This is a genomic window from Pseudomonas sp. yb_2, from assembly GCF_043103905.1.
Classification (GTDB): domain Bacteria; phylum Pseudomonadota; class Gammaproteobacteria; order Pseudomonadales; family Pseudomonadaceae; genus Aquipseudomonas; species Aquipseudomonas alloputida.
The window spans coordinates 1-11,682 of record NZ_JBICKH010000029.1; the positions used below are offsets into that span (position 1 = coordinate 1).

The window sequence follows — 11,682 nt, forward strand, 5'->3', positions numbered from 1 at the left end:
CCCACTCGGGTGGCCTTTTTTATTGGCGTTGCTTTTCCGTCGAACGTGACGCATCGCGGCTGCGCTTGGGGCATAATGCGTACTGTTTACGTCGTGGGGCCATCATCTCTTACAGCCCCAAAGCCCTTTTCCCTCGCCGCAGGGTATTCACTCGCTATGATCAAAACGCTTCGTCCCCTCATACTTGCCGGCCTGCTGTTGCCACTTGCCTTGCCCAGCCACGCCGCCGTCAATACCACCCTGCCTGCCAAAGTGCAGCAGGCGCTCAAGGCCAACAAGCTGCAGGACACAGCACTGTCGCTGGTGATGCTGCCGCTGGACGGCCCCGGCACCCCGACCGTGTTCAATGCCGATGTGTCGGTGAACCCGGCGTCGACCATGAAACTGGTCACCACCTACGCCGCCCTCGAACTGCTTGGCCCGACCTTCCAGTGGAAAACCGAGTTCTACACCGACGGCACCCTGAGCAACGGCGTGCTTAACGGTAACCTCTACCTTAAAGGTGGCGGTGACCCCAAACTGAACATGGAAAAGCTGTGGCTGCTGATGCGTGACCTGCGCGCCAATGGCGTGCGCACCGTCACCGGTGACCTGGTGCTGGACCGCAGCCACTTCGTGCAACCCAACCTGCCGCAGTTCAACGACGACGGCGGTGATGAAAACAAGCCGTTCCTGGTCAAGCCCGACTCGCTGCTGGTCAACCTCAAGGCCCTGCGCTTCGTGGCGCGCAATGATGGTGGCAAGGTCACCGTCGCCGTCGAGCCACCGATTGCCCGCATCCGCATCGACAACCAGGTCAAGCCGGTAGCCTCTAAGAAATGCACCGGTGATGTGCGCTACAACCCGGTGCCCCAGGCCGACGGCATCAGTGTAACGGTCAGCGGCCAACTGGGTGACGGCTGCAACTCGCAAACCTACCTGTCACTGCTCGACCATTCCACCTACGCCGCCGGTGCCGTGCGCGCAATCTGGAACGAACTGGGTGGCAACATCCAGGGTGGCGACCGCATCGAGAATGTGCCCAAGAGTGCTCGCCTGCTGGCCCGCGCCTTCTCGCCAGACCTGGTGGAAGTGATCCGCGACATCAACAAGTACAGCAACAACACCATGGCCCAGCAGCTGTTCCTGAGCCTTGGCGCGCAGTTCCGCACCGATGCCGATGGCGACGACGCCCGTGCTGCCCAGCGCGTGGTACGCCAATGGCTGGCGAAAAAGGGCATCACCGCGCCGCATCTGGTGATGGAAAACGGCTCTGGCCTGTCGCGTGCCGAACGGGTCAGTACCCGGGAAATGGCCGAGATGCTGAAAGCCGCCTGGAAGAGCCCTTATGCTGCCGAATTCATGAGCTCGATGCCGCTGGTGGGCATGGACGGCACGATGCGCAAGCGTCTCAAGCGCACCGCGATGGCCGGCGAAGGGCACATCAAGACCGGCACACTGAACACTGTGCGGGCGATTGCCGGCTTCAGCCGCGACAGTAACGGCCATACCTGGGCGGTAGCGGCGATTCTCAACGACCCGAAACCGTGGGGTGCCTCGCAGGTGCTGGATCAGGTGTTGCTTGACCTGTATCGCCAGCCGAAGCTGGCTGGCAGTACAGCGGCCAACTGACGCCACCTGCCACACACCCGGGCCCGCTTGCGCGGTCGATGCAGGAGCGGCTTTGCGTCCCGAAAGGGCCGCAAAGCGGCCCCCACGCCGACCGCGCGCACGGTTTTATACCGGCTCCCCCTCCACCCGGTCCCGCCCGGCCTGTTTGGCCGCATATACGCCGGCGTCGGCGCGCAACAGCAAGGCATCGGCGCCTTCGCCCGACCGCCAGCCCGCCACACCGAAGCTTGCAGTCACCTGGCCCACGCCTTCCACCGGTACATTGCGCACCCCTTGCCATAACTCCAGCGCCAGCAGCCGGGCCTGATTGGCATCGCTGCCCGGGCAAAGCACCATGAACTCTTCCCCGCCCAAGCGGCAGAACACATCGGTACGCCGCAAACGCTGAGCGATGCGCTGGCACAGGCTACGCAGCACCCGGTCGCCGACGGCATGGCCGAAGCGGTCGTTGATGCGCTTGAAGTGATCAATGTCGAGCATGATCACCGCCAGCGGCAAGCCATCGCGCTGGGCCCTTTCCAGTTCGATCTTGAGCCGCTCCTGGAAATAGCGACGGTTATGGATACCGGTCAGCGAGTCGGTGACCGACAGCGCCCGCAACTCTTCCTCCACGCCCTTCAGGTCGGAGATGTCAGTCAGGTAGCCATGCCACAGGGTGCAGCCCTGCTCGCCCACTTCCGGGGTCGCCTCGCCACGCACCCAGCGCAGTCCGGCCCGTGGCAGGCAGACTCGATACTCCTCACGCCAGGGTGACAAGTGTTCGGCCGAATAGCGCACCGAGCGGCGCACGCGTTCCAGGTCATCGGGGTGGATACGTTCGAACACCGCCGAGGCATCCTCACGCAACTGCATCAGGTCGATCTCATAAATGTCATACAGGCCCATGCTGGCGTATGGAAAACACGAATGGCCGTTGGCATCCAGGCGATATTGGTAGATGCCGCCCGGCACCTCGGCACTGAGCTTTTCCAGCAACCGGTCACGCGCTGCCAACGCCTCATGCACCCGGCGCCGCTCGGTCACGTCAATGCAGATGGCCAGGTAGCCAACCCACAACCCCTGTTCGTCGAGCATGGCAGTCACCAGCATGTTGGCGACCAGCTGGCTGCCATCGGCCCGTAGCAAGGTCCACTCGCCAGGCTCGGCCCCGTGCTCCTGCACCGTTTCAGCGAACATCGCCTGGCCGCCAGCAATGGCGCGGCCAAAACGCAAGCTCAAGGCCTGGGCACGCAGGTTCAGCTCCTCCGGCAGTACCAGGTCTTCAAGGCGCAACCGGCCGATCGCTTCGCTGGCCGCGTAACCGAGCATGCGTTCGGCACCGGCGTTGAACGTGCTGACCACCCCCTTGAGGTTGGTGGCGATGATCGCCACCTGGGTCGCGGCATCCAGCACACTGCGCAGTTGGTTGTGGGTGCCACGCAACGACTGCTCGCTGACCTGCAACTCGGCAGTACGCTGAGCGACCAGGGCCAGGGCGCGCTGACGCTGGCTGAACAGGCTGTAGAGCAGCACGCTGAGCAACAGGCTCAAAAGTCCGCCCAACAAACCGACCGCCATCACCGCCGAGGAGCGGTTCGCCTGCGCGAACGCCTGGCTTGGCTGAATGCTCAGCTGGAAATGGTGATCGGCCAGGCGCAACAACTGATTGCTGGCCAGGGCCAAGGGCGCGACCGGATTTTGCGAGTCGAACAACACGACGGGGCCTTGTAACCCGGACGGGTCCGTGATGCGCACGACCAGGTTGTCATCAACCGCTACCGGTCGACCGTCGCTGACCAGCTCGCGCATGCTCAGCAACGCCATCACATAGCCCACTGCCGCACCGCGGGGGTCGGCATCGGAAAATACCGGCGCCACCATCAGCAGGCCGCGCTCTGCCGACTGGGTATCGAACAGGGCCAATGGCTCGGACACCGCCATGCTGCCCGGCGCCAGCGCCCGCGCCAGGGCCGCCTGGGGCTCGCTTTGACCAGCGAGGTCCAGGCCGTAAGGCAACCCGGGCCGCACGCTCGATTGGGTATAGAGCACCGGGAAGTAATGGTCGCGCTGCGAAGCCGGGCGCCATTGGCCTTGCGCGTCCTGGTCACGGATCACATAACCTGGGCCGGTATGGGCACTGGCCAGGCGCTCGAATTCGGCGCGTTGCGCAGCCTCGACGCGCGGCGCCCAGGCATAGGCCAAGGTGCGTTGCAGCAGTGGTCGGGCATAGCCGTCGAATTCGCGCGGGGTGATCTCGCTGGAAAAACTGAAGAACCGCCGCAGCCCGTCCAGGCGCTGCTGCTGTTCGTCAAAGCGCTCGGCAATACGGCTGGCGCGCTCGCTGGCCAGCAGCTCGAAGCGCTGGCGCAGCTGCTGTTTGTAGAAGGTGTGCGCGGCAAATGCCAAGGCAGCGGTCAACAAGCCGCCCGCCACCAGTGCAATCAGCGCCATCGCCCAGGCGGACGCCCTCTCTGTGCACAAGCCAAGCAACCGCGCACGCACGCCACACTTTGACATACACCCATCTCGTCACGTCAGCGTCCTGCGGATTATCTTGCCCTGCCCTCAGTTATAGCTATTGGCCATTAGCCGTGCAATGTACCTCGTCGCCTCAACGAAGCTGCAAACGCCAGGCGCGGTGGATACGGTTGTTACGGGCGAAGTCCGGGTCCAGGGTCTGGGCGCTGATTTCTTCCACCACGTAACGCGCCATCAGGTGCTCGTCCAGCTGGAACTTGCGGAAGTTGTTGGAGAAATACAGCACGCCCCCCGGCGCCAGACGGGCCATGGCCAGGTCCAACAGCTGCACATGGTCACGCTGCACGTCGAATACGCCTTCCATACGCTTGGAGTTGGAGAAGGTTGGCGGGTCGATGAAGATCAGGTCGTAGCTGTCACGGTTGCCTTCCAGCCAGGTCATTACATCGCTCTGCTCCAGGCGGTTGCGCTCGGAATAGCCATTGAGCGCCAGGTTACGCCGTGCCCAGTCCAGGTAGGTTTTCGACAGGTCGACGCTGGTGGTGCTGCGCGCACCGCCCTTGGCCGCGTGCACGGTGGCCGTGGCGGTGTAGCAGAACAGGTTGAGGAAGCGCTTGCCGGCAGCCTCGCGCTGGATGCGCATACGCATCGGGCGGTGGTCGAGGAACAGCCCGGTATCCAGGTAGTCGGTGAGGTTGACCAGCAGCTTGACGCCACCTTCGTTCACTTCCTGGAAACGGCCCTCGGTAGCCTGACGTTCGTACTGGCGCGTGCCGCTTTGCCGCTCGCGACGCTTGAGCACTACACGCTGCGGCGAAATGCCCAGCGCCTGCGGGATGGCAGCCAGTGCGTCGAGCAGACGGGCCTGAGCCTTGTCCGGGTCGACCGAACGTGGCGCGGCGTATTCCTGCACTTGTACCCAGTCCTGATACAGGTCGACCGCGAGGGCATATTCGGGCATGTCGGCATCGTACAGCCGGTAGCAGTCGATCTGCTCGCGACGGGCCCACTTGCCCAGTTGCTTGAGGTTCTTCTGCAGGCGGTTGGCAAACATCTGCGCCCCTTCCGAGAGCCGCGCGGGCTCGCTGGCCTGCGGCACCTGCTGTCGGGCTTCGGTGCCTTCAGGTTGCGCTTCGCGGCGTTCACCGGTGACGAACTGGTCCGGCTGCACCTTGAACAGCAGCAGCTTGCACGGCAATGCGCCGTTCCAGAACGCGTACTGCTTATGGCTACGAATACCCATGCGCTTGCCCAGTTGCGGCGCACCGGTGAATACCGCTGCTTCCCAGCCCATGCAGGCCTGGCGCAGGCGCTCACCCAGATTCTGGTAGAGGTACAGCAGGCTGGCTTCGTCACCCAGACGCTCACCGTAGGGCGGGTTGCTGATGACCAGGCCTTTCTGGTTCTGGTCCGGGCGTGGCTCGAAGGTGCTCACTTCGCCCTGGTAGATCTTCACCCAGTCGCCCAGGCCGGCACGCTCGACGTTGTTGCGGCCCGGCTGGATCAGCCGTGGGTCAGCCTCATAGCCACGGATCCACAGCGGTGGCTTGGCCAGGCCGGCCTGCGCGCGCGCCTGCGCTTCGTCATGCACCTTGCGCCACAGCGCCGGCACATGGCCGAGCCAAGCACTGAAGCCCCAGCGTTCGCGCTTGAGGTTGGGGGCGATATCGGCGGCGATCATCGCGGCCTCGACCAGGAAGGTACCCACGCCGCACATCGGGTCGGCCAGCGCACCACCTTCGGCAGCAATACGCGGCCAGCCAGCACGGATCAGCACCGCTGCCGCCAGGTTTTCCTTCAGCGGCGCGGCGCCTTGCTGCAGGCGGTAGCCACGCTGGTGCAGGCTGTGCCCAGACAGGTCGAGGGACAGAATGGCCTCGCCGCGGTCCAGGCGCAGATGCACACGCACGTCAGGGTCGATCTTTTCCACGGACGGGCGCAGGCCTTCGCGGTTACGCAGCTTGTCGACGATCGCATCCTTGACCTTAAGCGCACCGAAGTGGGTATTGTCGATGCCAGAGCCATGGCCGCTGAACTCCACAGCCAGGGTACCGTCGGCTGCCAGGTGGTCGGCCCAGTCGACCGCGTGCACACCGTCGTAAAGGTCGTCGGCGTTCTTCATCGAGAAGCGCTTGAGCACCAGCAATACGCGGTTGGCCAGACGTGACCAGACACACAGGCGGTAAGCAGTTTCCATGTCGGCGGCGCCGCGAATGGCCGAGGTGTGCTCGCGCACCTCGTCAAGGCCGAGGCCCTTGGCCTCTTCGGCGAGCAGGCTTTCAAGGCCTTTGGGACAGGTGAGGTAAAGTTCGAAACGGTCCGACATGAGTATTCCAGCGCCTTGGGCTATTTGACTGACGGGGCGACGCATCGCCCCGCGATGTTTGCCCGTACACCTTTCCAGCAGGCGTGCGGGTGGCCTTCTGCGACACACAACGTGCTGCAGAAAAGCCGGGCCGCCTGACCGATCCGTGCCTGGCCCAGTGGCAAGGACAGCTTAGATCATCAGGCAGTACGCGTAATTCTGGCGATCTCCGGGCCAATGTGACCCTTCGTCGCATTTCAAATTATTTCTGTCATCCGCAAACAACGCTGGCGAAATGACGTCAAAGATCGGCAAACCCCGATCATTGAAGGGCTAAACACCAAACAAGGTTGAGTCGCATTTATTTACTTATCCCCTCACCCTTGGAAAGGTTACGTGCTTATGACAAATCGGTCATTCACACCGTGACTCGCATTCGATAGAACTGGTCTCAGGCCGCTTCGCAACGAGGCGGCACTTTCAGCTCGCCACGCCGGCAGCGAGCGCAAACCGGCAGAACGACTCTGCCCGGCCTCGGAGAGGCCGACGGGACATTACAGTCAACAAGTGAGGGCAACACCCTATGAGAAGACTTAAGCGTGATCCGTTGGAAAGAGCATATTCACGTGGCTACCAATACGGGGTCACCGGCAAATCCCGCGAACTTTGCCCCTTCAATCTTCCTTCTGTTCGCCAAGCCTGGATCAACGGCTGGCGTGAAGGTCGCGGTGATAACTGGGACGGAATGACTGGCACCGCTGGCATCCATAGACTCAACGAAAATCACGCCGTTGGCTGAACGAGGACACTGAATTCGATTTACCATGCACGCCCCATCCGGGCGGCGGGCGAAGGCCCAGGGGCCCCTTGAAGGGGCCCTTTTTTATGCCTTGGCAAACCTCATCAGCTGCACCCACCCGCCCCCCCACAGGGGCGGGCTGGTCACCGCGGCATTGCCGCGATAGCATCCACCGCTTCGCGAATCAGCGCCGGCCCTTTGTAGATGAAGCCCGAGTAGATCTGCACCAGGCTCGCCCCGGCCGCGATCTTCTCGGCAGCATGGCGGCCTTCGGTAATGCCCCCGGCGGCAATGATCGGCAACTTGCCGCCCAGCTCACCTGCCAGCACCTTGACGATATGGGTGCTCTTCTCCAGCACCGGTGCGCCCGACAGGCCGCCCGCCTCGCCACCGTACGGCAATGCTTCGACACCTTCACGGCCCAGCGTGGTGTTGGTGGCGATCACCGCATCCATGCCCGACTCCATCAGCGCAGCGGCCACCAGCGCCGTTTCTTCGTCGCTCATGTCCGGCGCGATCTTGATTGCCAGGGGCACGCGCTTGCCATGTGCACCGGCCAGTTGTTCGCGGCGCTCGGCCAGGGCGTCGAGCAACTGCTTGAGCGAGTCGCCGAACTGCAGGCTGCGCAGGCCCGGGGTATTGGGCGAGCTGACGTTGACCGTGATGTAGCTGGCGGCGGTGTAGACCTTGTCCAGGCAGATCAGGTAGTCATCGACAGCACGTTCGACCGGGGTATCGAAGTTCTTGCCGATGTTGATGCCCAGCACCCCCTTGTAGCGCGAGGCGCGTACGCGCCCCAGCAGGTGATCAACGCCCAGGTTGTTGAAGCCCATGCGGTTGATGATGGCCGTGGCTTCCGGCAGGCGGAACAACCGTGGCTTGGGGTTGCCAGGCTGCGGACGCGGGGTGACAGTGCCGATTTCGACAAAACCGAAGCCCAGCTGGGCGAAGCCGTCGATGGCCGCGCCGTTCTTGTCCAGGCCAGCCGCCAGCCCCACCGGGTTGGCGAAGTTCAAGCCCATGACCGAAACCGGCAATGACGCCGGTTGCTTGCACAGCATGCCGTTGAGGCCCAAACGGCCACCGGCGCCGATCAGGTCCAGGGACAGGTCGTGGGAAGTTTCCGGGGAAAGCTTGAACAGCAGCTGGCGGGCCAGGGTATACATGGGCGGGCAAGGCTCAGGGTGAGTGAGGGGGCGATTATAGCCAGCGCGGGGCTGGCAGGACAGCAAATCGTGGAGCGCTTGGCACATCGGTTGCACCCGTTCGGCCCACAGCCTTATCAGTAAGGGCGAGGACTCTTGTGAACACTGTACCCCGAGCAACGCCCCTGGCCTGGGTCAACGGCAGCGACGCGCCGGAAAAAACCAGCCTGAACATCGGCTACATGGCCCTGACCGACTGCGCCTCGGTCGTGGTCGCCGCCACCCAGGGCTTCGCCCAGCAGCACGGCCTTACCCTCAACCTCCAGCGCCAGGGCTCGTGGGCCGGGCTGCGCGACAAGCTGGTCAGCGGCGAACTGGACGCCGCCCATTGCCTGTATGGCCTGGTCTACGCCGTGCACCTGGGCATTGGCGGCGTACCTGCCAGCGACATGGCCGTGCTCATGGGGTTGAACCAGAACGCCCAGGCTATCAACCTGTCCCCTGCCTTGCAGCGCAAGGGCGTGACCAACCCTGAGGCACTGGCGCGCCTGGTGCACCAGCATGGCGCACGCCTGACGTTCGCCCAGACCTTCCCCACCGGCACCCACGCCATGTGGCTGTATTACTGGCTGGCCAGCCAGGGCATTCACCCGCTGCGCGACGTCGACAGCGTAGTGGTGCCACCGGCGCAGATGGCTGCACACCTCCAGGCCGGGCGCATTGACGGCTTCTGCGTTGGTGAGCCCTGGGCCGCCGACGCGGTGGCCAAAGGCCAAGGCTTCACCCTGGCCACCAGCCAGTCGATCTGGCCGGATCACCCGGAAAAGGTCCTGGCCTGCGCCCGCGTCTTTGCCGAGCAATACCCCAACAGCGCCCGTGCGCTGATCAAGGCGATCCTCACCGCCAGCCGATTCATCGAGCAAAGCCCGGAAAACCGCCGCAGCACCGCGCAACTGCTCAGCGCAAGCGCTTACCTGGACACCCCGCTGGACAGCATAGCCCCCCGCCTGCTCGGCCATTATGAGGATGGCCTGGGCAACCAGTGGCAAGACCCACACGCCCTGCGCCTGTTCGACCAAGGCCGGGCCAACCTGCCCTACCTGTCCGACGGTATGTGGTTCATGACCCAGTTCCGCCGCTGGGGCCTGCTGCGCGAAGACCCCGACTACCTCGGCGTGGCCCGGCAGGTCCAGCAACTGCAGTTGTACAGCGAGGCCGCACAGAGCCTGGGCATCGCTTGCCCAGGCCAACCGATGCGCAGCAGCCTGCTGATCGATGGCTCCCGCTGGGACGGCAGCGACCCCTTCGGCTATGCCCGCAGTTTCAGCTTGCATGCCTTGGGCGAGTTGCCCGATGCCCGTGTCGGCGCGTGAGGGGGACGAACATGTTGCGCATCCTGCTGATCGACGACACCCAGAGCAAGCTCGGTCGCCTGAGGGCTGCGTTGAGTGAGGCCGGCTTCGAGATCATCGAAGCCCCAGACCTGACCATCGACCTGCCCGCCTGCGTCGAAACGGTGCGCCCGGACGTGGTGCTGATCGATACCGACTCGCCAGACCGCGATGTGATGGAACAGGTAGTGCTGGTCAGCCGTGACCAGCCGCGGCCCATCGTGTTGTTCACCGACGAGCACGACCCCGGGATGATGCGCCAGGCGATCCAGGCAGGGGTCAGTGCCTATATCGTCGAAGGTATCCATGCTGCGCGGCTGCAGCCGATCCTGGACGTGGCCATGGCCCGCTTCGAAAGCGACCAGGCACTGAAGGCACAGCTGCTGGCGCGCGACCAGCAATTGGCCGAACGCAAGCGCATCGAGCAGGCCAAGGGCTTGCTGATGAAAATGAAGGACTGCAACGAAGAGCAGGCCTACACCCTGATGCGTCGCCAGGCCATGAGCCGGCAGCAGAAGCTGATCCAGGTTGCCGAACAGATCATTGCCATGCATGAGATGCTCGGCTGATGCGCTGAAAATTCCGAGCAAGCCGCCCCGGAAGTTGGCCCATCTCTTGCTGAACAAATCTCACCGGTAGCCAACGGCGGTTACCCCACTTGAATCCCGACAAAGACGTCGCTCTCCCCTCCACACCCATGGAGCGGGTAGCGGCGTCTTTTTCGTTCCGTTGTACTACCGAGTGAGGTGTTCGATGAGTGCCAGCTTCTGGAAATCCGGGCATGTGCCCACGCTGTTCGCCGCGTTTCTGTACTTCGACCTCAGCTTCATGGTCTGGTACCTGCTGGGCCCGTTGGCGGTGCAGATTGCTGCCGACCTGCAACTGAGCGCACAACAACGGGGCCTGATGGTGGCCACGCCGATCCTGGCCGGGGCAATCCTGCGCTTCGCCATGGGCGTTCTGGTCGACCGCCTGTCGCCCAAGACGGCAGGCCTGATCGGCCAGGTGGTGGTCATCGTCGCCCTGGCCGCAGCCTGGCACCTTGGCGTACACAGCTATGAACAGGCCCTGCTGCTAGGCGTGTTCCTGGGCTTTGCCGGTGCGTCCTTCGCCGTCTCGCTGCCGCTGGCCTCGCAGTGGTACCCGCCACAGCACCAGGGCAAGGCCATGGGCATCGCCGGCGCAGGCAACTCCGGCACGGTGTTCGCGGCCTTGCTGGCACCGGCACTGGCAGCCGGCTTTGGCTGGAACAATGTGTTCGGCTTTGCGCTGATCCCGCTGTCACTGGCGCTGGTGGTGTTCGCCCTGTTGGCGCGCAATGCCCCGCAACGGCCCAAGCCGAAAGCCATGGCCGACTACCTCAAGGCACTGGGCGACCGTGACAGCTGGTGGTTCATGTTTTTCTACAGCGTTACCTTCGGCGGCTTCATCGGCCTGGCCAGCGCCCTGCCCGGCTATTTCAGCGACCAATACGGCCTGAGCCCGGTCACCGCCGGCTACTACACCGCCGCTTGTGTGTTCGCCGGCAGCCTGATGCGCCCGCTCGGCGGCGCCCTGGCTGACCGTTTTGGCGGCATCCGCACCCTGCTGGGCATGTACGGCGTGGCCGCCATCTGCATTGCCGCAGTCGGCTTCAACCTGCCCTCTGCCGCGGCCGCACTGGCGCTGTTCGTCAGCGCCATGCTCGGCCTGGGTGCCGGCAATGGCGCAGTGTTCCAACTGGTGCCACAACGCTTCCGCCAAGAGATCGGGGTAATGACCGGCCTGATCGGCATGGCCGGGGGCATCGGCGGCTTCCTGCTGGCGGCCGGGCTTGGCACCATCAAGCAGCACACTGGCGATTACCAACTGGGGCTGTGGCTGTTCGCCAGCCTGGGCCTGCTGGCCTGGTTCGGCCTGCACGGGGTGAAACAGCGCTGGCGCACCACCTGGGGCTCGGCTGCAGTCACCGCAGCACGGGTCTGAGGCACGCCG

At 64.0% G+C, this 11,682-nt stretch carries 8 protein-coding genes; 5 read left to right on the plus strand and 3 right to left on the minus strand.

The genetic code is table 11. The features are described 5' to 3' along the window. Positions 1-156 precede the first annotated feature (156 nt). Entirely contained in the window at positions 157-1,611 is a 1,455-nt protein-coding gene (gene dacB, locus ACF8FB_RS06825) for a D-alanyl-D-alanine carboxypeptidase/D-alanyl-D-alanine-endopeptidase (RefSeq protein WP_049586694.1), read from the plus strand. Between the two features lie 105 nt (positions 1,612-1,716). Here dacB and ACF8FB_RS06830 read toward each other — a convergent pair whose 3' ends face one another. Further along, positions 1,717-4,107: a diguanylate cyclase gene (locus ACF8FB_RS06830; RefSeq protein WP_392511141.1), complete on the minus strand. Its 2,391-nt coding sequence runs from the start codon at positions 4,105-4,107 to the stop codon at positions 1,717-1,719. Between the two features lie 94 nt (positions 4,108-4,201). Continuing rightward, positions 4,202-6,394: a bifunctional 23S rRNA (guanine(2069)-N(7))-methyltransferase RlmK/23S rRNA (guanine(2445)-N(2))-methyltransferase RlmL gene (gene rlmKL, locus ACF8FB_RS06835; protein WP_392511142.1), complete on the minus strand. Its 2,193-nt coding sequence runs from the start codon at positions 6,392-6,394 to the stop codon at positions 4,202-4,204. 562 nt (positions 6,395-6,956) lie between these two features. On the opposite strand from rlmKL, the gene rmf reads away from it, so the two are divergent. Further along, positions 6,957-7,172 (plus strand): ribosome modulation factor, encoded by a 216-nt coding sequence (rmf, locus tag ACF8FB_RS06840; protein ID WP_003248687.1) that lies wholly within the window; start codon positions 6,957-6,959, stop codon positions 7,170-7,172. A gap of 143 nt (positions 7,173-7,315) precedes the next feature. On the opposite strand, the gene ACF8FB_RS06845 is transcribed toward rmf, so the two are convergent. Next, positions 7,316-8,338, minus strand: coding sequence for a quinone-dependent dihydroorotate dehydrogenase (locus ACF8FB_RS06845; protein WP_010953095.1), 1,023 nt, complete (start codon positions 8,336-8,338; stop codon positions 7,316-7,318). A 137-nt stretch (positions 8,339-8,475) separates the two neighbouring features. Here ACF8FB_RS06845 and ACF8FB_RS06850 point away from each other — a divergent pair, with 137 nt between their 5' ends. From ACF8FB_RS06850 to ACF8FB_RS06860, 3 genes are all read left to right on the plus strand, one after another. Continuing rightward, complete coding sequence (locus ACF8FB_RS06850) at positions 8,476-9,690, plus strand: CmpA/NrtA family ABC transporter substrate-binding protein (protein ID WP_010953094.1); 1,215 nt, start codon at positions 8,476-8,478, stop codon at positions 9,688-9,690. An 11-nt stretch (positions 9,691-9,701) separates the two neighbouring features. After that, positions 9,702-10,277, plus strand: coding sequence for an ANTAR domain-containing response regulator (locus tag ACF8FB_RS06855; protein WP_003248677.1), 576 nt, complete (start codon positions 9,702-9,704; stop codon positions 10,275-10,277). Between the two features lie 184 nt (positions 10,278-10,461). Then, positions 10,462-11,673, plus strand: coding sequence for a NarK/NasA family nitrate transporter (locus tag ACF8FB_RS06860; protein ID WP_049586692.1), 1,212 nt, complete (start codon positions 10,462-10,464; stop codon positions 11,671-11,673). Positions 11,674-11,682: the final 9 nt, after the last annotated feature.

What these genes read in the sequence shown, in the direction of transcription:
- rlmKL (WP_392511142.1), bottom strand. Translation starts at nt 6,394, where the DNA reads ATGTCGGACCGTTTCGAACTTTACCTCACCTGTCCCAAAGGCCTTGAA.
- ACF8FB_RS06860 (WP_049586692.1), top strand. Translation starts at nt 10,462, where the DNA reads ATGAGTGCCAGCTTCTGGAAATCCGGGCATGTGCCCACGCTGTTCGCC.
- rmf (WP_003248687.1), top strand. Translation starts at nt 6,957, where the DNA reads ATGAGAAGACTTAAGCGTGATCCGTTGGAAAGAGCATATTCACGTGGC.
- ACF8FB_RS06845 (WP_010953095.1), bottom strand. Translation starts at nt 8,338, where the DNA reads ATGTATACCCTGGCCCGCCAGCTGCTGTTCAAGCTTTCCCCGGAAACT.
- ACF8FB_RS06830 (WP_392511141.1), bottom strand. Translation starts at nt 4,107, where the DNA reads ATGTCAAAGTGTGGCGTGCGTGCGCGGTTGCTTGGCTTGTGCACAGAG.
- ACF8FB_RS06855 (WP_003248677.1), top strand. Translation starts at nt 9,702, where the DNA reads ATGTTGCGCATCCTGCTGATCGACGACACCCAGAGCAAGCTCGGTCGC.
- dacB (WP_049586694.1), top strand. Translation starts at nt 157, where the DNA reads ATGATCAAAACGCTTCGTCCCCTCATACTTGCCGGCCTGCTGTTGCCA.